Annotated in this window: 20 protein-coding genes, 1 tRNA gene, 1 other RNA gene and 1 pseudogene; 8 read left to right on the top strand and 15 right to left on the bottom strand. The window is 67.0% G+C overall.

Annotated elements, in window-relative coordinates; all coding sequences use genetic code 11:
- Positions 1–299: 299 nt before the first annotated feature.
- Together ACFV4K_RS00670 and ACFV4K_RS00675 are read right to left on the bottom strand one after the other, a co-directional pair.
- Positions 300–1,295, bottom strand: coding sequence for an alpha/beta hydrolase (locus ACFV4K_RS00670; RefSeq protein ID WP_379270926.1), 996 nt, complete (start codon positions 1,293–1,295; stop codon positions 300–302).
- 356 nt (positions 1,296–1,651) lie between these two features.
- The gene (locus ACFV4K_RS00675) at positions 1,652–2,302 is read right to left on the bottom strand and encodes a fasciclin domain-containing protein (RefSeq protein ID WP_379270928.1); all 651 of its coding nucleotides are present in this window, start codon (positions 2,300–2,302) and stop codon (positions 1,652–1,654) included.
- 509 nt (positions 2,303–2,811) lie between these two features.
- On the opposite strand from ACFV4K_RS00675, the gene ACFV4K_RS00680 reads away from it, so the two are divergent.
- Positions 2,812–4,974, top strand: coding sequence for an MMPL family transporter (locus ACFV4K_RS00680; RefSeq protein WP_379271049.1), 2,163 nt, complete (start codon positions 2,812–2,814; stop codon positions 4,972–4,974).
- Between the two features lie 534 nt (positions 4,975–5,508).
- Here ACFV4K_RS00680 and ssrA read toward each other — a convergent pair.
- Both ssrA and smpB read right to left on the bottom strand, forming a co-directional pair.
- Positions 5,509–5,881: a transfer-messenger RNA gene (ssrA, locus tag ACFV4K_RS00685) on the bottom strand.
- 103 nt (positions 5,882–5,984) lie between these two features.
- A complete protein-coding gene (gene smpB / locus ACFV4K_RS00690; protein WP_040860814.1) occupies positions 5,985–6,461 on the bottom strand; it encodes an SsrA-binding protein SmpB in 477 nt (158 codons plus the stop codon).
- 170 nt (positions 6,462–6,631) lie between these two features.
- Here smpB and ACFV4K_RS00695 point away from each other — a divergent pair, with 170 nt between their 5' ends.
- Positions 6,632–6,916, top strand: a complete 285-nt coding sequence (locus ACFV4K_RS00695) for a putative quinol monooxygenase (protein ID WP_379270929.1) — start codon at positions 6,632–6,634, stop codon at positions 6,914–6,916.
- A gap of 40 nt (positions 6,917–6,956) precedes the next feature.
- On the opposite strand, the gene ACFV4K_RS00700 is transcribed toward ACFV4K_RS00695, so the two are convergent.
- From ACFV4K_RS00700 to ACFV4K_RS00745, 10 genes and pseudogenes are all read right to left on the bottom strand, one after another.
- Positions 6,957–7,634, bottom strand: coding sequence for a slipin family protein (locus ACFV4K_RS00700; RefSeq protein ID WP_379270930.1), 678 nt, complete (start codon positions 7,632–7,634; stop codon positions 6,957–6,959).
- A gap of 362 nt (positions 7,635–7,996) precedes the next feature.
- Positions 7,997–8,069, bottom strand: a tRNA-Glu gene (locus tag ACFV4K_RS00705).
- A gap of 115 nt (positions 8,070–8,184) precedes the next feature.
- Complete coding sequence (locus tag ACFV4K_RS00710; RefSeq protein WP_379270932.1) at positions 8,185–8,493, bottom strand: MazG nucleotide pyrophosphohydrolase domain-containing protein; 309 nt, start codon at positions 8,491–8,493, stop codon at positions 8,185–8,187.
- Between the two features lie 449 nt (positions 8,494–8,942).
- Positions 8,943–10,790, bottom strand: a pseudogene (gene recQ, locus ACFV4K_RS00715) (DNA helicase RecQ); the annotation flags it as partial.
- An 84-nt stretch (positions 10,791–10,874) separates the two neighbouring features.
- Positions 10,875–11,780: a permease-like cell division protein FtsX gene (gene ftsX, locus ACFV4K_RS00720; RefSeq protein WP_379270933.1), complete on the bottom strand. Its 906-nt coding sequence runs from the start codon at positions 11,778–11,780 to the stop codon at positions 10,875–10,877.
- Positions 11,780–12,469: a cell division ATP-binding protein FtsE gene (ftsE, locus tag ACFV4K_RS00725; RefSeq protein WP_379094462.1), complete on the bottom strand. Its 690-nt coding sequence runs from the start codon at positions 12,467–12,469 to the stop codon at positions 11,780–11,782. Before ftsE ends, ftsX begins: the two co-directional genes overlap by 1 nt.
- Before the next feature lie 57 nt (positions 12,470–12,526).
- Positions 12,527–12,703 (bottom strand): hypothetical protein, encoded by a 177-nt coding sequence (locus ACFV4K_RS00730; protein ID WP_379270935.1) that lies wholly within the window; start codon positions 12,701–12,703, stop codon positions 12,527–12,529.
- Positions 12,681–13,529: a mechanosensitive ion channel family protein gene (locus ACFV4K_RS00735; RefSeq protein WP_379270937.1), complete on the bottom strand. Its 849-nt coding sequence runs from the start codon at positions 13,527–13,529 to the stop codon at positions 12,681–12,683. Before ACFV4K_RS00735 ends, ACFV4K_RS00730 begins: the two co-directional genes overlap by 23 nt.
- A gap of 138 nt (positions 13,530–13,667) precedes the next feature.
- The gene (gene prfB / locus ACFV4K_RS00740) at positions 13,668–14,786 is read right to left on the bottom strand and encodes a peptide chain release factor 2 (protein ID WP_379270938.1); all 1,119 of its coding nucleotides are present in this window, start codon (positions 14,784–14,786) and stop codon (positions 13,668–13,670) included.
- Between the two features lie 63 nt (positions 14,787–14,849).
- The gene (locus tag ACFV4K_RS00745) at positions 14,850–15,707 is read right to left on the bottom strand and encodes a helix-turn-helix transcriptional regulator (RefSeq protein WP_379270940.1); all 858 of its coding nucleotides are present in this window, start codon (positions 15,705–15,707) and stop codon (positions 14,850–14,852) included.
- Positions 15,708–15,851: 144 nt separating this feature from the next.
- Here ACFV4K_RS00745 and ACFV4K_RS00750 point away from each other — a divergent pair, with 144 nt between their 5' ends.
- Entirely contained in the window at positions 15,852–16,448 is a 597-nt protein-coding gene (locus tag ACFV4K_RS00750) for an NADPH-dependent FMN reductase (protein WP_379270941.1), read from the top strand.
- Between the two features lie 116 nt (positions 16,449–16,564).
- Positions 16,565–17,350, top strand: a complete 786-nt coding sequence (gene hisN / locus ACFV4K_RS00755; protein WP_379270943.1) for a histidinol-phosphatase — start codon at positions 16,565–16,567, stop codon at positions 17,348–17,350.
- A 113-nt stretch (positions 17,351–17,463) separates the two neighbouring features.
- Here hisN and ACFV4K_RS00760 read toward each other — a convergent pair whose 3' ends face one another.
- Complete coding sequence (locus ACFV4K_RS00760) at positions 17,464–17,718, bottom strand: hypothetical protein (RefSeq protein ID WP_379270945.1); 255 nt, start codon at positions 17,716–17,718, stop codon at positions 17,464–17,466.
- 234 nt (positions 17,719–17,952) lie between these two features.
- Here ACFV4K_RS00760 and ACFV4K_RS00765 point away from each other — a divergent pair, with 234 nt between their 5' ends.
- The 4 genes from ACFV4K_RS00765 (at position 17,953) to ACFV4K_RS00780 (ending at position 21,412) form a co-directional block, all read left to right on the top strand.
- Positions 17,953–19,341, top strand: coding sequence for an acyl-CoA dehydrogenase family protein (locus ACFV4K_RS00765; protein WP_379270947.1), 1,389 nt, complete (start codon positions 17,953–17,955; stop codon positions 19,339–19,341).
- A 27-nt stretch (positions 19,342–19,368) separates the two neighbouring features.
- Entirely contained in the window at positions 19,369–20,595 is a 1,227-nt protein-coding gene (locus tag ACFV4K_RS00770) for an acyl-CoA dehydrogenase family protein (RefSeq protein ID WP_379270948.1), read from the top strand.
- A 111-nt stretch (positions 20,596–20,706) separates the two neighbouring features.
- Positions 20,707–20,829 carry a VOC family protein gene (locus tag ACFV4K_RS00775; RefSeq protein WP_379270950.1) on the top strand — a complete coding sequence of 41 codons (123 nt, stop codon included), beginning with the start codon at positions 20,707–20,709 and terminating at the stop codon, positions 20,827–20,829.
- Between the two features lie 58 nt (positions 20,830–20,887).
- Positions 20,888–21,412, top strand: coding sequence for an O-acetyl-ADP-ribose deacetylase (locus ACFV4K_RS00780; protein ID WP_379270952.1), 525 nt, complete (start codon positions 20,888–20,890; stop codon positions 21,410–21,412).
- Positions 21,413–21,448 lie beyond the last annotated feature (36 nt).

A 21,448-nucleotide genomic window follows, 5' to 3' on the forward strand; every position in this document is an offset into this window, starting at 1 on the left:
TGTGGTCATGTTGTTCCGGCAGCTCGAGTACTTCGTCGCCCTCGCCCGGGACAGCGAAACCATCAACGCGGCAACGGTATCCGCACGCCCCGGCGTGCAGTTCGGTCCCGATGATCAGGACGTAGCAGGTCAGGAGCCTCGAGGTGGGCCTAACGCTCCACAACGCGAACACACTGACGGCGGCGGGGCCGCATGCGACCCAGCAACTGCCATGAAGCACACGAGTGAGCGGTCGTTCACCCTCCCTACCGGCCGAGGCGAACGACCGCTCCCTGGTAGGCCGCCCGGGCCCGCGGCGCCTACGGTTCTGTGACGCTGATCGCGCCGGATGCGACCGACTGATCGAATCCCGCTGTGCCGGGATAGAACCCATCGGACTGCGACCCGGTGAGTTCGTCGCGAGTCCACGCGACCGCGAAATCTCGGGTGACAGCGGCATGGTTCTCGGTGACCGTGCCGCACAACAGACCAGCCGCACCCGATATCAACGCATCGCCGGTCCCCAGTGCGTCGGCGTGACTACCGCCGCTGACCCGTACACCCAGGAACCGGCCCGGCAGATACTGCCGCATCGACTGGGTGCCGCTCGCTCCGTTGTTGCACAACGACGGCGGCGTCGACACCGCCAGGATCGGCAGACCGGTCGGAGCGAGAGCCGCCAGCGCATCGTCGGTCACCGAGGGGTCGATCCCACGCACCGGATCCAATTGCACCAGCCCGGCCAGACCCGACGATCCGGGTGTGACGGCCAATCTCGTCGCGATCCGGAACGTCGCGTCGCCGCCCGCGGAATGACCCATCAGAACCAGCCGATCCGGCACGTCGATGTCCGTCCGGCCGGCCTGCTCGGTCGCCGCACGCAGGCTGGTTCGCAGTGCCCCCGCGGGGTCACCGGCGCCAGCGATCACATCGGCGAGGTTGTCCAGGAAGGCCTTGTTGCCGATCAGGCTCGACACCGCGCATCCACGAACGTCCACGGCCGGCAGCGTCGGTACGAGCACCAACTCACCGTCGGCGGACAGCGCGGAAGCCAGTTCACGGTACTGGTCCTTGGTCGCACCGAAGCCGTGCACCAGGACCACCATGCCGCGGGCCGGCCCGGCCGGCAGATACCAATCACTGTCCTGACGCAAAGTAGTTGTCACGCAGGGGATATCGAGAAAGCCGACCACCCTGGTGCCCGCCGGCGGCGGCTCGGCACCGGCCACGCCCATCGGCGCGACCGCCGCCAGAGCGGCGAACATCGAGGCGCACAACAACATGCGTCCAGGTGAGCGGGCGATGTTCGAGGCCATGGCGGTACCTCCGGAGAAGGAGCGGAATCGGGGCGCAGTTTCCTTTATGGAAATGACGTTTCCTGAGCATCGGGCCAATACCGCAGATCGCACCACACCTGTCAGCGACATACGACCACGCCCGCGTCGACCCCACCACCGTTCGTCAACGCCGCGATATCGCCGGCACCACCCGTGTTGCCGAGCCGCGTTGCGGATGCAGAGGTCGCCGTTCGACCTGATCCGCGCCGCCAACGCCACCCGGGCTCCCGCCGCGCCGCCGCCACGTCGGTCCCGGCAGCCTCTTGCGGTGACGGTGAACCGCAACGCTCGGTACGCCCAACCCTGAGATGAATACGGGCCGGCCCGCGCTCGGATCAGGCGGGCGGCATGAGCACGCTGTCGATCAGATAGACGGTAGCGTTCGCGGTCTTCACGCCGCCGCAGACAACGGTTGCCTCGCCGACCTTGATCGTGTCGCCGGAGCGAGTCACATCGACCGTGCCGCCTTCGACGGTCTTGTGGCCGCCGGCGATAGCGTCGGGTGCGATCTGCCCAGGCACCACGTGATAGGTGAGGATCTTGGTGAGCGTGGCGCTGTCGGTCTCGAGGCTGTCCACCGTGGCCGCCGGGAGTTTGGCGAATGCATCGTCGGTCGGCGCGAATACGGTGAACTGGCCACCATTGAGGGTGTCGACAAGGTTGACCTGCGGATTCAGTTTTCCCGACACCGCCGCGGTGAGAGTGGTCAATATCGGATTGTGCGATGCCGCAGTGGCCACCGGATCTTGCGCCATCCCTTCGACGGAGCCCTGACCAGAGGGAACCTTCTCCGCATAGGCCTTGCAGCCTGAGCCGACCAGACTCGCCGTCGCTCCGGAGGCCGCTGTGCTCGTGGAGGTCATTGTCACGCTGGAAGTGCCGGAATTCGAACTCGACGAGTTGTCCGACGAGCAGGCCGAAACCCCCAGCAGTGCCGCCGCTGAGACAATTGCGGCCGTAGTCGCGGCGCGGTTGATGGTTGTCATGGTTGCTATCTCCTTTGCTTCGGAACGACCACGAGTGCGCAGTCGTCCGCGATGTGACTGGACGGCGTTCGGTCCGGATCGAGACCGACTCGTGCCTCCTTTTTCGCCAGGCGCAAACGGTGAGCGGTGCTGGCCAACCGCAAGTGGACGGGGCTTCGTGGGCACGTCCGTCCCCTCGCAACGGCGAGGCGGAGTGGTCTATATCAGGCATCGACCCATCTGAGCGTTCCTCTTGCGGTGACAAATCGATTCTACCCACAATCGATGCGTAAACGATGCGCCAATTGATGAAAAATCGGACAAGAAGATGCGGCATGACCGACATGCGGTTGCCTTTCGGCGCGCCGACGCTTACCAGCCCGAATGACGCCGAATAGCGTCTCGCGCCGAAGTCCGACCAACCCAAGGTTACGCATCAATAGTGCATCGCTAATGGAGGGTTTCGGTAAGCTGGCTTTGTGGATGGTTGGGATCGTTACGCCCGGTTCGTCACCGGTCGCAAGAGCTGGATGCTGCTGCTCGCGGTGATCGCATCCGCCGTCGCGATCCTGGGATTGTCCGGCCCGAACGACTCCAGCGGTGCTGGACCGAACTCGCTGCCGGACAACGCCGAATCGGCACAGGTCCAGCGCCTACTCCCCCAATTCCCCGGCGGCGACACGGCCACCGTCGTACTGATCGTCACCCGCGTCGATGGAGCCGCACTGACGCCTGCCGACCGAGACCGGGCACAGGACGCGGTCGCACGGCTACAAGAAGGCGCCGCAGGAACACCTGTCATCGCCTCGCCTGACGGGTCTGCTGTGCTCGGCCGGGTGCCGATCCCGTCGGATCTCAACGGGTTCGCGCTGACCGACAAAATCAGCCAACTGCGGACCGCGGCGAAGTCCGGGGAACCAACGGACCTGAGGTTCCAGGTCACCGGCGGGCCGGCGTTCGGTGCCGATATCGCCGATTCGTTCTCCGGGGCCGACACGCTGCTGCTCGGCGTCACAGCCGCCGTTGTCATGGTGCTCCTGATCGGCACCTACCGATCACCCCTGCTGTGGCTGATCCCCTTGACAGTGGTCGCTGCCGCGGACCGTGTCGCGGCAGCGGTCGGCAGCATGCTCGCCCATATGACGGGCCTCACCTTCGACGGCTCGACCGCCGGCATCACCAGCGTGTTGGTGTTCGGCGCGGGAACCAACTACGCACTGTTGCTGGTGTCTCGGTACCGCGACGAGCTGCATCGCAGCGTGCACCACCGCGACGCACTACGAACCGCGGTGCGGCGTGCGGGTCCCGCGATCTTGTCGAGCAACCTCACCGTCGTTCTGGCATTGCTGACATTGCTGCTCGCAGCACTGCCGAACACTCGCGCCCTGGGAGCCTTCGGTGCGGCAGCCCTGTTGAACACCGTGATCTTCGTACTGACAGCGCTACCGCCGGCGCTGGCGATGTCGGGCAGAAAAGTGTTCTGGCCCTTCACCCCCCGTACCGACGGACGCGATGCCGCGCAAACCGGCGCCTGGCACACTGTCGCCGACCACGTCACGCGGCGCCCAGCTCTGGTTGCCACTGTCGCGCTGGTCGCGCTGGTGGGATGCGCGAGTACGTTGCCGTTCGCGAATGTCGGACTCGCGCAGGCAGATCAGTTCCGGGTTCGTGCGGAATCGGTCGGCGGACTGCACACCCTCGCCCAGCACTTCCCTTCCGGTGCAAGCGATCCCGCGATCGTACTGGCGCGCGCCGAAACCGCGCAGCAGGTGCAGACCGTTCTCGACAGAACTCCCGGCGTCGTTCGCGCGACACCGGCCGGGACGTCGAGTGCCGGCCTGGCGCGCTGGTCGGTGGTGCTCGACGCACCACCCGCCTCACAACAAGCCTTCGACACCATCACTCGGATCCGCGGCGCGACGGCATCCGTTCCGAACTCCGAGGCTCTCGTCGGAGGTTCCGACGCCGTGGCGCTCGATACCCGCAACGCCGCCCGACACGATCAGTACCTGATCATCCCGCTCATCCTCGCAGTCGTGCTGATTGTGCTTCTGACACTCTTGCGCGCGTTCCCGGCTGCGATTGTGCTGGTAGGAGTGACAGCGCTGAGCGCAGTCGCGGCACTGGGCATCGGTAGCCTCATCAGCGCACACGTCTTCGGATTCCCCGCGCTGGACACGAACGTCCCACTGTTCGCTTTCCTGTTTCTCACCGCCCTCGGGGTCGACTATACGATCTTCCTCGTCACTCGCGCCCGCGAGGAAACGCCCCACCACGGAGTGATCCAGGGAATGGTGCGCGCTGTAGCGTCCACCGGAGCTGTCATCACCAGTGCGGGCATAGTGCTCGCAGCGGTATTCGCCGTCCTGGGCGTGCTGCCACTGATCACGTTGACCCAACTGGGCATCGTGGTGGGAGTAGGCATCCTCCTGGATACATTCGTCGTGCGCACAGTCGTCATCCCCGCCGTGTTCGCTCTCGCCGGACCACGCATCTGGTGGCCGAACCGCTGGGCCTGCACAGGCTCGGACAACGCTGAGTCGCCGATCCCCGCCGGCCTCGGGAAAGATCACCCCTCACCGTCGCGCCACGATCAGCTTCCACCCTCGCCGGCCGCGGGCGCGACAACCCTCCGCGCAGCGAAGGCGGGTAACCACGTCCGCCGTGCGACTGGGGCTTGGCGGGTGCGATGAGTGCTGGTCACCGCAAGTCGAGCTGGTGACAATCCACAAGTCGCATACCCGCATCACCACCCCCGCAATGGCGATCCGACGAGCAGGGCATGCGCCGCACCGGCATCCGTGTCGCGACGGTCGGCCGATGTGGTCGCCGCGCCGGCGGTCCCTTTCGGCAGTCAAGGTCTCGTTGGCTTGCCACAGCAGGGCATTCGAGCTCGAGGATGCGCCCGATCCCGGCGAAGTTGATCCCTTGCCCAACCAGAGTGTGTGAGCCGGAGGTGGCCACCATGCCGATACGCACCGACCCGATCCGCGACCTGGACCGTCTGGCTCAACAGGTGTTCGGTACACCTGCCCTGCCGTGATGCCGATGGAGACCTGACAACAACCTGACACAATCACGCCACGGTGAGGCGCGGCCCGGAAGGGTGGCGCATCGTGGCGTGGCGTCAGGAGGTCACCCATGAGCTGGGCACGTATGAGGTGTTCGGCCGCGGATAGCGAGGGCACGAAAAAGGCTCCCGACCTGTGATCAGGTCGGGAGCCTCGAGGTGGAGCTGCCGGGAATCGAACCCGGGTCCTCCGCCGCATCTTCAGGGCTTCTCCGTGTGCAGTTCGCTATGCCTCTACTTGGATCTCCCGGTCACGCGAACAAGCCGAGATGACGATCCCAGTCGCTGTTGGATGTCCCATCCGGCGCCGCGACCGCGCCGGACAGTAAAGCCCTCTAGCTGATGCCAGGGACCGGGTCGAGGGCGAACCCGGGCTGACAGACACGCTTCGTTGCTTAGGCAGCGAGAGCGTAGTCGCGCTGATGAGAATCGGCGCTTATAGGGTTACAGCGACGCTTATACGGTGGTCTCCTGCCTGCACCGACACGCTTCCCCTGAATCAACGCACGCAGTCGAAACCGTTCAGCCCCGTCTGTGTTCACCGATTCAGATGAACTTCCCGGCTCTCACCGGGCTACCTATCCTAACACCGCACAAACCTTGGTTCATTCCATTAACGCGCGGGCGAGCTGCTCAGCCGCGCATGCCCTTGATGCGGCGGCCGAGTTCGCGGGTGACTTCGCGTTCGGCGTCGCGTCGGGCCAGGTCCTGGCGCTTGTCGTAGTCCTGCTTACCCTTGGCGAGAGCCAGTTCGACCTTGACCTTGCCGTCGGAGAAGTACATGGACAGCGGGACCAGGGTGAGGCTGGACTCCTTGGTCTTGCCGAGCAGCTTGTCGATCTCGCGACGATGCAGCAGCAGCTTCCGGGTGCGACGCGGAGCGTGATTGGTCCAGGTGCCGTGACCGTATTCGGGCACGTGCAGGCCGCGCAGCCACACCTCGCCGTCGTCGATCGAGGCGTAGGCGTCGACCAGCGAGGCCTTGCCCTCGCGCAGGCTCTTCACCTCGGTGCCGACCAGCGCCACGCCGGCCTCGAACGTCTCGAGGATCGCGTAGTTGTGCCTCGCCTTCTTGTTGCTGGCGATGACCTTGCGCCCCTTTTCCTTCATGTCTCCTCTATCGTCCCGTCGCCGGTCGGAATTCCCAACCAGCTTACGGATGGTCCGGCCGGGTTCCGGTGGCCGGGACGCGCCCGGTCCGGACCGAGCGGCCCGGTGTTACTCATGAAACCGGTGCTGGCGTGAGTCAGCTCACAGCGACTCTCCTCGAAAGGACCTCCGTGCATACGGCTTTCATCCGCATCAAAGTCGATCCCGCCGCCGCCGACCAGGTCGCGCAGGCCATGCTGACGCTCACCGCACCCACCCTGGCCGAGCCCGGCTGCCGCACCTATGAGTTCTACCGCGACAACGACGACCCATCGCTGTTCCTGTGCTTCGAGCACTGGGATTCGCGCCAGGCCCTCGACGATCACGGCTCGACCCCGCATGTACGAGCCTTCCTCACCGAGTTCGGGCCACACATCCAGGTGTGGGAACAGAACCACACCTCCGCGTTGGCCTGAGGCGGTTCCCGGCCGGAACACACCGTTCCGGCCGGAAATCTCAGACGTTCTCGCGCGAATCGAGCACGACCTTCGCGCCCGGGGACGCCGCGACCTGCAGGGTGCGCAGGCGCAGCAGGACCGGGTTGTCGGTGAGCAGCTTGGCCGTGTTGGCCAGTGAACGCAGCGCGGCCGCCTCGGCGCGGGCTCGTTCGAGCTCGGCGCGGCCGCGCTCACGGGCCAGGACCGTCTCGAGGGCCGCCTTGCGGAGCTCGCCCGGGAGCATGAGGTCCTTGGCTCGCACGGCGTCGACCCGGATACCGAGTCGCTCAACCGCGGCCGCGACCGTCGCCGTCCCGGAACCGAGCAGTACGCGATCGCCGACCAGCTCGTCGAGGGTGTGCGCGGCCACCAGGTCGCGCGCGACCTCCTGGACCGCGCCGTACAGCACCACCTCGGCACTCTGCGCCGCGACCGTGAACGCCACGGGATCGGTGACCGCCCAGTCCGCGGCGAAGCTGACGCGCAGCGACAAGCCGTCCGAGGTCAGCAGCTCCTGGCCGACGACCTGGAGCATGCGCGGGCGCATATCGACGGTGACGAGCTTGCAGCGCTTCTCGTCGTAGCGGTGGCGGCCCGGCTCCAGCGTCCGCTCCAGGACACCGTCGCGGTACAACAGGGTGCGCTGCCAATCCATGACAGTCGCATACGTCTTCGTGAACATCGTCTTCGTGAACATCCCAATCTCCTTCCCTCGCTTGGCATCAGGCACGACCGGACACGCCCTGACCGATCACGGCACGCAGCGGGAGCCTCCCCCGTCCGGGAACGGGGAGCTCGCAGAGCCGCGATACCGCCCACGACCGGTCAGGGCGCATCACGTCAAGGAGTCGAACCTCGGCAGATGGAATCTGCGTCACCAGGGAGTAGCCACCCCCGATGCGGGGAACGCGGTCCGGAGATTCCGGTGCGCCCCAGGGCAGTGGCCGAGATCAAAGGTAGCCAGCGCATCGCGATGTGCGCCAACGATTTTCCGGGGGCGGGAGAATGGTCGTGAAATGCGAAAAGGCCCTTCAGTTTTCACTGAAGGGCCTTTCACAGTAGTCCCGACGGGATTTGAACCCGCGCTACCGCCTTGAGAGGGCGGCGTCCTAGGCCGCTAGACGACGGGACCAGGTCGCTCGCTGCGATCCGTGGACCGCGGCAGCTCCGAAAGCTTATCGTGCCGCCGCCCAGCAACCAAATCGCCTGTTGACAGGCCTGCGAAGCGCTACGGGACCCGCCCGAGATCAGCTCTCCGGGACCTCGTCACGCCAACCGCGATCGAAGATCACCGCGAGCTTGTCCGCGATCGCGGCGTCGAGATCGATGCCCAGCTCCTCGGCGGTCAGCCACGCGCAGATGACCACGTCCGCCAGCTCGGCCCGCATCTCGTCGAATGTGCCTGTGCGGCGGGCCTGTCCGGACCAGCGGCGGTACGCGCCGACGAACTCACCCGTCTCCTCGGCCAGGGCGAGCACCTGCCGGTTCTGCGAGCCCTCGACCGGGAAGCCGGCCGCCCGCAGGTGCGCGAGGATCTCGGCCGCGACCTGCGGCATGTCGTGTCTCATCGGAACCCGCCCGATCAGTAGTCCGGCGGCAGGTCGTCGAAGTCCGGCGGGGCCTCGTCGGGCCAGGGGATGTCGTCGACCGGAGCGAAGGCGGACGGCGCGGGATTCGAGCCCCTACCCGCGCCGGTCGGCGCACCGGAGCCGGACGTACGCCGCGATTCAGGCGTGGTCGCGCGCTGCGCGGGACCGCGGGTTGCCGCCCCCGCCTGGCGCGTGCCGCTGCCCCGTGAACCGGCATCCGGCGTGGAGCCCGTGGCGAACCTCGAACCGCTCGCCGCGGCCTTGGAAGCCGTTGCAGAACTTGCCGTTTCCGTCACACCCGAGGAACGGCCGCCATCCGCGGCAGCACCCGTCACGCCGCCCCCTGCCGAGGCATCGGCGGCGATCCTCGGCGAATCATCGTGGGCGGCACCGGCAGAGCCGCTCGCGCCACCATCGGCTGCCACCACCTCGAGCACGCCCTCGCCGTACTTGGCGCGTTTGTTCTCACCGATGCCGGAGATGCTCGCGAGATCGGACATCGTGGCGGGTTTGCGGGTGGCGATGTCGCGCAAGGTCGCGTCGTGGAAGACGACGTAGGCGGGCACACCCTGTTCCTTGGCGGTGGCCGCACGCCACGCCCGCAGCTTCTCGAACAGGTCCGTATCGGACTTGCTGAGGTCGCCGGTGGCGAGGCGGGAACCCTTGGCGGGCTTCGAAGTTCGGGCCGCCTTGCTGCGTTCGGGCTCGCGCCGCAGCATGACCTGCCGCTTCTCGAACAACACCTGGTTGCTGGATTCGGTGAGCGTCAGGACCCCGTAGTCGCCGTGCACGGCGAGCAGCCCCTGCGCCAGCAGCTGGCGGATCACTCCGCGCCATTCGATATCGCGCAGCTCGGTGCCGATGCCGAAGACCTTCAGCTCGTGGTGGGCGTGCTGCTCCACCTTGGGATTGCGCTTGCCGATCAGGATGTCCACGATGTGCCCCGCGCCGAAGCTCTGCCCGCGTTCCCGCTTGAGCCGCAGCACGGCGGAGAGCACCTTCTGCGCGGGCACGGTGCCGTCCCACGCCTCGGGCGCGTTGAGGCAGGTGTCGCAGTTGCCGCAGCGCTCCCCCGGCTGGCCGAAGTAGGCGAGCAGCTGGACCCGGCGGCACTGGACGGTCTCGCACAGCGCGAGCATGGCCTCCAGGTGCAGTTGCAGCTGACGGCGGTGCATGGCGTCGCCGTCGGAGGAGTCGATCATCTTGCGTTGCTGCACAACGTCACTGAGGCCGTACACCATCCACGCGGTGGACGGCTGCCCGTCACGCCCGGCGCGGCCGGTCTCCTGGTAGTAGCCCTCCACCGATTTGGGCAGGTCCAGGTGGGCGACGAACCGCACGTCCGGCTTGTCGATACCCATGCCGAAGGCGATGGTGGCGACCACGACCAGGCCGTCCTCGCGCAGGAACCGCGACTGGTTGGTCGCGCGGGTCCGGTTGTCCAGACCGGCGTGGTACGGCACCGCTTCGACACCGTTGGCGGTCAGGAACGCCGCGGTCTTCTCCACCGAATTGCGCGACAGGCAGTAGACGATGCCCGCGTCGCCGGCGTGCTCGTTCTGGATGAACGAGAGCAGCTGATGTTCGGCCCGGTTCTTGCCCTCGATCCGGTACTGGATATTGGGCCGGTCGAAGCTGGCCACGAAGTGCTTGGCCCCGCGCCCCTCGAGCAGGTCCAGCCGTTCGGCGATCTCCTTGCGGGTGGCCTCGGTGGCGGTGGCGGTGAGCGCGATGCGCGGCACGTCCGGCCAGCGTTCGTGCAGCATGGACAGGCCCAGATAGTCGGGCCGGAAATCGTGGCCCCACTGCGACACACAGTGCGCCTCGTCGATGGCGAAGACCGAGATCTTGCCCCGCTCCAGCAGCTGGGCGGTGGACTCCAACCGCAGCCGCTCGGGTGCGAGGTAGAGCACGTCCAGCTCCCCCGCCACGAATTGCGCCTCGACCGTGCGCCGTTCGTCGGGGAACTGTGTGGAGTTCAGGAACCCGGCCCGCACGCCCACCGCGGTGAGCGCGTCGACCTGGTCCTGCATGAGGGCGATGAGCGGCGAGATGACCACGCCGACGCCCGGCCGCACCAGCGCCGGGATCTGATAGCACAGCGACTTGCCGCCACCGGTGGGCATGAGCACCAGGGCGTCGCCGCCGGAGATCACCTGTTCGACGATCTCCCGCTGCGGCCCGCGAAAATTGTCGTACCCGAACGTCTTCCGCAAAACCTGGTGTGCCGGATCGCTTCCGGCATCACCCAGGTTCCCGTCAATGGTCTCGACCTCCGGCGCACTCACGACGGCAATCCTACGGACACCATCCGACGACCGGTGCCCGCTCGAGAACTTCGCACCCCGTCACTCGCGCACGTAGTACCGCAAGGCGACATACGCGGTGAGAGCGGCGAATCCGATACCGATCGGTGTGACGACCATGGCCACGGCCGCGATGTCGTCGCCGGTGATCCGCGGCAGCACCTGATCGTTGAACAGCGACCCCAGCGCCCGGTTGATCACCAGCGGCTGCGCCACGAACAGACCGCCCACGGCCAGCACCGATCCCACCAACGCGGCCAGCACGGCTTCCAGCAGGAACGGCAGCTGCGTGTACCAGCGCGTGGCGCCGACCAGTCGCATGATCCCGACCTCGGTCCGCCGGGCCAGCGCCGCGACCTGCACCATATTGGCGATCAGCATCAAAGCGGCCAGGGCCTGCAGCGCCGCCAACCCGAAGGCGGCATTGCGCAATCCGACGAAGAAGCTGACCAGCCGGTCCACGATGTCCATGTCATTGAGCACGGTCATGACGCCGGGCCGCTTGGAGAAGTCGTCGTAGATGGACCGGTACTTGGTGACGTCGTCGAGCTTCACCCGGAACGAGGCGGGCAGTCCGTCCTTGCTCACCTCGTCGGCGAGTCCCGGCTGATCCTTGAAGGTGGTCTCCTTGACCTCCTTCACCGCGTCCGTGCTATTGATGAACTGCACGTTCGCCACATAGTCGTGCTTCTTCAGATCCGCCATGAGGGAGGCGCACGGCTGCCCGGTGCAGTCCGGATCCGTCTTCGACACCTGGTCGTCGAGGTACAGCCGGATCTCCACGCGCTGGACGTAGTAGTCCTGGATCTTGTCCGCCATCCGGACCGCGAGCAGACCGCCGCCGAGCATGGTCAGCGACACCGCGGTGGTGAGGATCATGGCGATGGTCATGGTGACGTTGCGGCGCAGGCCGGTGAAGACCTCGCCGAACAGGAATCCCGCGCGCATTATCGGCCCACCCCGTAGACGCCCATCTCGTCGTCGCGCACGATGCGTCCGCGATCGAGTTCGACCACGCGCCGGCGCATGGCGTCGACGATGGTGTTGTCGTGGGTGGCCATGACCACCGTGGTTCCGGTGCGGTTGATGCGTTCGAGCAGCATCATGATGTCCTGACTGGTCTCCGGGTCGAGGTTGCCGGTCGGTTCGTCCGCCAGCAGCACCAGCGGCCGGTTCACGAAGGCGCGGGCGAGCGCGACGCGCTGCTGCTCACCACCGGAGAGTTCACCGGGCAGCCGGTCGGCCTTGCCCGCGAGTCCCACCATGTCGAGCGCCTCGGGCACCGACCGATTGATGAATGCTCGCGATTTGCCGATCACCTCCAGCGCGAAGGCGACATTCTGTTCCACCGTCTTCTGCTGCAGCAGCCGGAAGTCCTGGAAGACGCACCCGATGCGCTGGCGCAGCTTGGGAACCTTGCGCCCCGGCAGCCGGTCGACCCGGAAGTCGGCGACCCACACCTCACCGGTGGTCGGTTTCTCGTCCTTCAACAGCAGCCGCATGAACGTGGACTTTCCGGAGCCCGAGGGCCCGATAACGAAGACGAACTCGCCTTTTCCGATATCGACGGAGACATTGTCCAGCGCCGGCCGCGTCGAGGTCTGATACGACTTGGTGACGTTGCGCAGGGTTATCACGGGGAGCCAGTGTAGCCAGCACGACCGCGCGGCCGACTACACCGCGCGGACGCGGGGTCAGCGCTGGGTGTGCTCCGATGTGTTTGGCAGATAGTTGCTGAGCACGGTGTTCACCATCGGCGGAGCGCTCTTGGGCTCGTGTCCGGCGGGCTTGACGACCACGTAGAGCACGAAGGTGGCGACCCACACGGCCATCAGGATCGCGGTGGACTTACGGATTCGCTTGATCGGCACCGACACTCATACCCTCCCGGCGCAGTGCCGCGGCCACCCGCACACGGAGCTCACGCCCGACTTCGAACTGTTTGCCCGGGAGCGTCCGGGCCACCATCTTGATGTTCATCTGATTGACGGTGAGATCTTCGACACCCATCACACTGGGCTGGTCCAGCAGCAGGGCCTTGAGCTTGCGATCGGAGAACGCCTTGGCCCCGACATCGCGCAGGACTTCGTTGACCTTGTTGATGTCGGATGTGGCGGGCACCGGCACATCGATGGCGGCGCGCGCCCAATCCTTGGACAGGTTGGTCACTTTCACGATCTGACCGTTGGGAACGATGACCACTTCGCCGTCCGCGCTGCGCAAGGTGGTGATGCGCAGCGTGACGTCCTCCACCGTACCCTCGGCCTCCGCGGAGTTCCCGCTGACCGCGATCCGCACGACATCGCCGAAGCCGTACTGCCTTTCGGTGATGAGGAAGAATCCCGCGAGCAGATCCTGCACGATGCGCTGCGCGCCGAAACCCAGCGCGGCACCCAGCACGGCGGCCGGGGCGACCAGTCCGCCCAGCTCGAAGCCCAAGCGCCGCAACACTTCCAGCGAGACCAGGAAGTAGACGATGGACAGCACCACCCAGGTGATCACCTGGGCCAGCGCGTGCCGATGCTTGGACGCCTCCGAGCGCACCAGTGAGTCACTGCTGCGGAATCCGGCGTCGATGCGCCGGGTGATCCGGTCCCGCACGTAGTTCGCGCCGCGGCTGAAGAGCATGGTGCCCACGATGAGCAGCACGATCTCCAAACCGCTGGACCGCAGCCAATTCCCGAATTCTGTGTCCAATTTGCCTCCGCTCCGCTCCGGCGGTTCGCGGCCCTCGTAACCCCGGTCTTCCCTCCTCCGCTCCTCCGCTTCGCTCCCCCGCTCCGTCAGTCCAGACCGGGGCGGGCCGCGAACACCGAAGGAAGCAGCAGGATCGGCCTAATTCGCCGACTGCTCTCGCATGCGCCAACGAATTCCGGCTTCGATGAAAGCATCGATGTCGCCGTCGAGTACGGCGGAGGGGTTGTTGACCTCGTAGTTGGTGCGCAGATCCTTGACCATCTGATACGGGTGCAGCACGTAGGAGCGCATCTGGTTGCCCCAGGAGGCGCCCTCGTTGGTCTTGAGCGCGTCCATCTGAGCGCGTTCTTCCTGCCGCTTGCGCTCGAGCAGCTTGGCCTGCAGCACGCGCATCGCCGAGATCTTGTTCTGCAGCTGCGACTTCTCGTTCTGGCAGGTGACCACGATGCCGGTCGGGATGTGGGTCAGGCGGACCGCGGAGTCGGTGGTGTTGACCGACTGGCCGCCCGGGCCCGAGGAGCGGTACACGTCGACGCGGATCTCGCCCTCGGGGATCTCGATGTGGTCGGTGGTCTCGACGACGGGCAGCACCTCGACCTCGGCGAAGGAGGTCTGGCGGCGGCCCTGGTTGTCGAACGGGCTGATACGGACCAGTCGGTGCGTGCCCATTTCGACCGACAGCGTGCCGTACGCGTAGGGCACCTTCACCGCGAAGGTCGCCGACTTGATGCCCGCTTCCTCCGCGTAGGAGGTGTCGTAGATCTCGACCGGGTACTTGTGTCCCTCGGCCCAGCGCACGTACATGCGCATCAGCATCTGCGCCCAGTCCGCGGCGTCCACGCCACCCGCGCCGGAACGAATGTTGACCAGCGCCTCACGCTTGTCGTACTCGCCCGAGAGCAGCGTCCGGACTTCCATCGCCTCGACGTCGACGTGCAGGCCGGCCCGCTCGGCGTCGGCGTCGGCCAGCGCCGCGACCTGGTCCGCGCCCTCCTCGGCCTCGGCCAGCTCGTAGAGCACCGGCAGGTCCTCGAGCCGCTGCCGCAGATCGCGCACCCGACGCAGTTCGGCCTGGGCGTGCGACAACTCGCTGGTCACGCTCTGCGCGTGCTCCTGGTTGTTCCACAGCTCCGGGTCGGCCGCCTGGTGTTCCAGCTCGTCGATGCGGCGAGCCAGCTCGTCGATATCGAGCACCGACTCGATGGTCTTCAGAGTGGTGTCGAGTTCGGCCAGATCAGCGGAGACGTCAGGATGCACGGTGTTCCAATCTACCGGGGCGGTCCATTACTCCGAAACTTCGGCGGCTCGTGGCCGCGCTGCTCACCCCGCGACAGCGCGCAGGCCGCCGGGGCGACGGCCGACGAGGCGGTCCACGGCGGTCGCGGTGGCGTCGTCGGCGGGGAGGTAGACGATGAGGGTCTGGTCGTCGTCCGCGGAGAAGTGCAGGGTCTCGTAGGCCAGGCGCAGCGACCCGGCGTCGGGGTGTTCGAGGCGGCCGACGCCATTGGTGTCGGGCAGGCCGGGGATGGTGTCGAGCCGGTCGGTGAATTCGGGGCCGAGGGTTTCGGCGAGTTCGTCGAACAGGGCGTTCACGTGCGGGTCGGCGCGGCCGGGCCCCTGTTTGAGGGTGGCGACCACCTTGTCCGCCTTGTGTTCCCAGTCTGGGTAGAACTCCCGGGCGCGCGGATCGGACAGCACGTAGCGGGCGTAGTTGCCGGGCAGTCCGTCGTCGAGCATGCCGATCGGCCCGAACAGGGCGCGGTAGCCGTCGGTCACGGCGAGGATCTCGGTCAGGCGGTTCATCACCGCGGCGGGCGCGGGTTCGAGCTGATCCAGCATGGCCTGCACAGCCGGGCGGATGCGGCGGTTGGGTCCGGAACCGCCGCGGCAGTTGAAGTTCGAGTCCCCGGCCTTCGCGAAACCGAGCAGGTGCACCCGCTGCGCCGGAGTCAGACGCAGCGCGTCGGCCAGTGCGATCAGCACCGGCGAGGACGGATGCCGATCTCTGCCCTGCTCGAGCCGGGTCAGGTATTCCACCGAAACTCCCGCGAGCGTGGCCAATTCGGCCCGGCGCAGCCCAGGCGTGCGCCGCCGCGGCCCGGTCGGCAGACCCACCTCGGCGGGTGTGACGGCCTCGCGGCGCAGGCGCAGGAACAGTCCCAGCTCGTTCTCACTCACGTTTTCGACGGTAACAACCAGGACGGCCGCCGAGGGTGTCCCTGCCACTACCACCCTCAGCGTGGTCTCCCTACCGGTCTTGCGAACTCGCAGAGTTGATCCCGAGCGGCTGACCGGCCGCACCGGATCCCCAAGGAGACCATCATGACCAGCACGTCCCTGCGCCTCGCGGTGATCATCGGCAGCGTCCGGGAGGGACGCTTCGGACCGGTGGTGGCCGACTGGTTCGCCGCGCGGGCCCGCGTCCACGGCGCGTTCGAGGTGGATGTGATCGATCTGGCCGCCTACGACCTGCCGCACGAACTGCCCGCGATCCCGCTGGCGATGGAGCCGAATCCGGCCCGCCCCGGCAAGGGCGACGAGCTGGCCGCGCGGCTGGCGGCGGCGGACGCGTTCGTGGTCGTCACGCCCGACATCAACCGCAGTTTCCCGTCGTCGCTCAAGACGGCTATCGACTGGCATGTCACCGAATGGGATCGCAAGACGGTCGGATTCGTCGGCTACAGCGGCGGGTCCGGCGGGCTGCTGGCGATCGAGGGTCTGCGCGCGGTGTTCAACGAGTTGAACGCCCACACGGTGCGGCACTACCTCTCGTTCTCCCGCTACTACCTGCTGTTCGACCAGTCGGGCGCACTGATCGAGCCCGCCGAGTACGAGGAAGCCGCCGACCGGCTGCTGACCCAGTTGCACTGGTGGGCAACCGCACTCAGCACCGCCCGGCAGGACGCGGTCAGCGCCTGACCGACCGGGTGGCACACCGACCGGCGAATTCGCGGCCGCTCCCGGCACCGGTGTGCCACCGGTCGTTGGGGATGTGGGACACCCGGTGTTAACGGGGGAGGACTAACGTGCTCGGGGTGACCGGATACTCCGCTGACCTGGAACTTGCGCTGAGGCTGGCCGACGCGGCCGATGTGATCACCCGTGAGCGGTTCGGGGCGCTCGACTTGAAGATCGATTCGAAACCGGATCTGACGCCGGTGTCGGACGCGGATCTGGCGGTCGAGCGGATGGTGCGGGAGGTGCTCGCGGCCGAGCGCCCGGACGATCTGGTGCTCGGCGAGGAATTCGGAGGGGACGCCGAGTTCACCGGGCGGCAGTGGGTGATCGATCCGATCGACGGGACCAAGAACTTCGTGCGCGGCGTGCCGGTGTGGGCCTCGCTCATCTCACTGCTCGAGGACGGCGTGCCGGTGGTAGGCGTGGTGAGCGCGCCCGGCCTGTCGCGGCGCTGGTGGGCGGCGGCGGGCCACGGCGCGTGGAGCACCTTCGAAAAGGGTGAGCCCAAGGCGATTTCGGTGTCCGCGATCGCGGAGCTGGGGGCGGCCAGCCTGGCGATCTCGAGCCTGTCCGGCTGGCGGGCCATCGGCCGCCGCGCCAAGCTCATCGCGCTCACCGACGAGGTGTGGCGGGTGCGCGGGTACGGCGACTTCTACGGCTACGCACTGCTGGCCGAGGGTGCGGTGGACATCGTCACCGAGCCGGAGCTGTCGCTGTGGGACATGGCCGCGCTCGACATTCTGATTCGCGAGGCGGGCGGCACCTTCACGTCGCTCGACGGCAATCCGGGGCCGCACGGCGGCAGCGCGGTGGCGACCAATTCGCATCTGCAGGACCAGGTTCTGGCGGCACTGCAGGCCTGATTCGAAGTTCTTCGAGGGGTACCCGGCGCGGGCTGCGGTCCCGCCACCGGGCGCGTGGCTGCACCTGAACTTCGGGTGCGGCTACGCCTTATCGTGCTGCGTTGCTACGGGTTTCAGCCCAGCGGGATGCAGACCGAGCCGGCGTCGATGTAGGGGCCGCCGAGAGCGGAGGAGCCCACACCGACCGAGCCCAGGCCGATCTCGGTGTTCAGCACGCCGCTGCCACAGCCGGGGCCGCTGCTCGAGCCGAGGCTGGAGCCGGTGATGCCGATGTCGATGTTCTGCAGCGGCACTTCGGCATTCGCGGCGGGGGCGGTGAGGAAGAGACCGGCGGCGACGAAGCCGACCGTTCCGAGCGCGATCTTCATTATGTACGAGCCTCCATCAGGATCGGGTTATGCGCCGACACCTTAGCCCAGCTCGCCGTCGTTTGAAGTGTATTTGTTTCACTAGATTCGGGTTACGTCATCGGCACGTTCGAGCCACCGCTCCGACCTCGCGATTCGACAACACTCGACGGCAGTTCTTACTCTGAAGTAAGATCGTCTTACTCAGGAGTAAGATTGCTGGGCGGGATCACCCACCTCCTCGATAGAAACTTGGTGATTATGAGCACTCGAGACACCGCAACGAAGCGGGATACCTCCGCCGTTGGCCTCAACCCGGTCAAACGTGACTGGATGGGCGCGGCGATGCGGGTCATGACGACCATCACGGGGTCCGACCTGGCCGAGAAATACCACCTGCGCAAGCCGATCGAGCGTCTCACCTATGAGGGCACCAAGACCGGATTCCGCACCCTCGGTGCCGCGACCCGCGCGTTCGAGAAGGTCGCCGGCGGTGGCGCTCCGAAGCGTCTGCCCGCCAACGAGTCTCGTAAGAAGGACTACTTCGACCTGACCCCGACCGACGAGCAGCAGATGATCGTCGAGACGGTGCGCGACTTCGCCGGCGAGATCCTGCGCCCGGCCGCGTACGAGGCCGACAACTCGGCCAAGACGCCGCGCGACCTGCTGGAGCGGGCCGCCGAACTGGGCGTCACGCTGATCAACGTGCCCGAGGAGCTCGAGGGCGCGGCCTCCGAGCGCGGCGCGGTCACCAACTCGATGGTCGCCGAGGCGCTGGCGTACGGCGACATGGGCCTGGCGCTGCCGATCCTGGCGCCGAGCGGTGTCGCGGTCGCGCTGTCGCAGTGGGGCACCGACGCGCAGCAGAAGAGCTACCTGGGCGCCTACGCGGGCGAGAACGTGCCGCAGTCCTCGGTAGTCATCGCCGAGCCGCAGGCGCTGTTCGACCCGTTCGCGCTGAAGACCAAGGCCACCCGCTCCCCCAGCGGCTTCCGCCTCAACGGTGTGAAGACCCTGGTCCCGGCCGCCGGTGACGCCGAGCTGTTCATCGTCGCCGCCGAGCTGGACGGCCGCCCGACCTTCTTCATCGTCGAGTCCGACACCGAGGGCCTGGTCATCGAGGCGGACCCGAGCATGGGTATGCGGGCCGCGGGCCTGGGTCGCCTGATCCTGAACAATGTCGCGGTTCCGGCCACCGCCCTGCTGGGCGACTCCGAGGGCGCGGTGCGCGCCGAGGAGTACGCCGACGCGGTGCGGCTGGCCCGTCTGGGCTGGGCCTCGCTGGCCATCGGTACCGGTCAGGCCGTGCTGGACTACGTGATTCCGTACGTGAAGGAGCGGGAGGCGTTCGGTGAGCCGATCGCCCACCGGCAGGCGGTCGCGTTCATGGTCGCGAACATGGCGATCGAGCTGGACGGTCTTCGTCTCGTGACGCTGCGGGGTGCGTCTCGCGCCGAGCAGGGTCTGTCCTTCGCCCGCGAGGCCGCGCTGTCCAAGAAGCTGGCCACCGACAAGGGCATGCAGATCGGCCTCGACGGCGTGCAGCTGCTCGGCGGCCACGGCTTCACCAAGGAACACCCGGTCGAGCGCTGGTACCGCGATCTGCGCGGTGTGGGCGTCGCCGAGGGCGTCGTCCTCCTCTGACCCGACTTCTCAACGGAGAGACCACTCATGATCAATCTCGAACTCCCCAAGAAGCTGCGGGCCAGCGCCAACCAGGCCCACCAGGTCGCGCAGGAGATCTTCCGTCCCGCGTCGCGCAAGTACGACCTGGCCGAGCACGAATACCCGGTCGAGCTGGACACCATGGCCGCCATGGTCGAGGGCTTGTCCGACTCGGGTTCCGCCGACGTCTCCGGCGCCACCGGCGGCCGTAAGGCCGGCGAGGGCGACAAGCACGCCACCGAGCTGCTCGGAAACACCAACGGCGGCAATATGTCCGCGTTGATGAACGCGCTCGAGACCTCGTGGGGCGACGTCGGCCTGATGCTGTCGATCCCCTACCAGGGTCTGGGCAACGCCGCCATCGCCGCGGTCGCCACCGACGAGCAGCTGTCGCGTTTCGGCAAGGTGTGGGCCGCCATGGCCATCACCGAGCCGTCCTTCGGCTCCGACTCCGCGGCGGTCACCGCCACCGCCACCCTCGACGGTGACGAGTGGGTCCTCAACGGCACCAAGATCTTCGTGACCGCGGGCTCGCGCGCCACCCACATCGTGGTGTGGGCGTCGGTGGACCGGTCCCTGGGCCGCGCCGCCATCAAGTCCTTCGTGGTTCCCCGCGATGCCAAGGGCCTCACCGTGTCCCGCCTCGAGCACAAGCTCGGCATCAAGGCGTCCGACACCGCCGAGATCCGCTTCGAGGACTGCCGCATCCCGAAGGACAACATCCTCGGTTCCCCGGAAGTCAACGTGGAGAAGGGTTTCGCGGGCGTCATGCAGACGTTCGACAACACCCGCCCCCTCGTGGCCGCCATGGCGGTCGGCGTCGGCCGCGCCGCCCTCGAGGAACTCCGCACGGTGCTGACCGACGCGGGCGTCGAGATCTCCTACGACACCCCCGCCAACAACCAGCACGCCGCCGCCGCGGAATTCCTCCGCCTGGAAGCGGATTGGGAAGCGGCCTACCTCCTCTCCCTCCGCGCCGCCTGGATGGCCGACAACAAGAAGCCCAACTCCCTCGAGGCTTCGATGTCCAAGGCCAAGGCCGGCCGCATGGGCACCGACGTCACCCTCAAGGCAGTCGAGCTGGCCGGCGCCACCGGTTACTCCCAGCGCACCCTGCTGGAGAAGTGGGGCCGCGACTCGAAGATCCTCGACATCTTCGAAGGCACCCAGCAGATCCAGCAGCTCATCGTCGCCCGCCGCGTCCTCGGGCTGTCCAGTGACAAGCTGAAGTAAGTTCTGGCACAACGGATAGCCGGTGCGGGCCACGCAGGTGGCCAGCACCGGTTTTCCGTTTCCGCACCCGAATTCTGCTTGGTTCAGTAAATCTGACGTCCGAAGCACGGGATGACGCAGGTGATCGCGCTCTGGGGCAGGTATACGGGCGAGCGGCACGATCATGCCGGAGGAGTGGTCGTTGTGATGGCAGACCCTGAGGGCCACGAATTCTGCTTGGTCCAGTACTTCTGAATCACGGCCCACGTTGCTCGGCCCTTGCCGCCTCGGTGGGGGTGGGGACAATGGGGCCATGGTCGAACTTGCGCTGGTTCAGGGGGATATCACCGAGCAGGAGGTTGATGCCGTGGTGAATGCCGCTAATTCTTCGTTGCTCGGGGGTGGGGGTGTCGATGGGGCCATTCATCGAACGGGGGGTCCGGCGATTTTGGCTGCGTGTCGGGAATTGCGGGCGTCGCATTACGGGAAGGGGTTGGCGACCGGGGCGGCTGTCGCGACGACCGGTGGGAATCTGCCGGCGCGGTGGGTGATTCACACGGTGGGGCCGGTGTGGTCGGCGCAGGAAGACCGGTCGAGGCTGCTGGCGTCGTGCTATCGCGAATCGCTGCGGGTGGCCGATGAGCTGGGTGCGCGGACGGTGGCGTTCCCGGCTATCTCGACCGGCATTTTCGGGTGGCCGATGGATGACGGTGCCCGGATCGCGATCGAGGCGGTGCGAGCGGCCGACACCGCGGTGCGGGAGGTGCGTTTCGTGCTGTTCAGCCAGGATGCTTACGACTCATTCGCCAGCTCACCGGGTTATCGGATGTACGGGTAGTCGGCGAACGCGCGGGCCAGGGTGTCCACCGCGGTG

Source organism: Nocardia sp. NPDC059764, from assembly GCF_042732555.1.
GTDB lineage: Bacteria > Actinomycetota > Actinomycetes > Mycobacteriales > Mycobacteriaceae > Nocardia.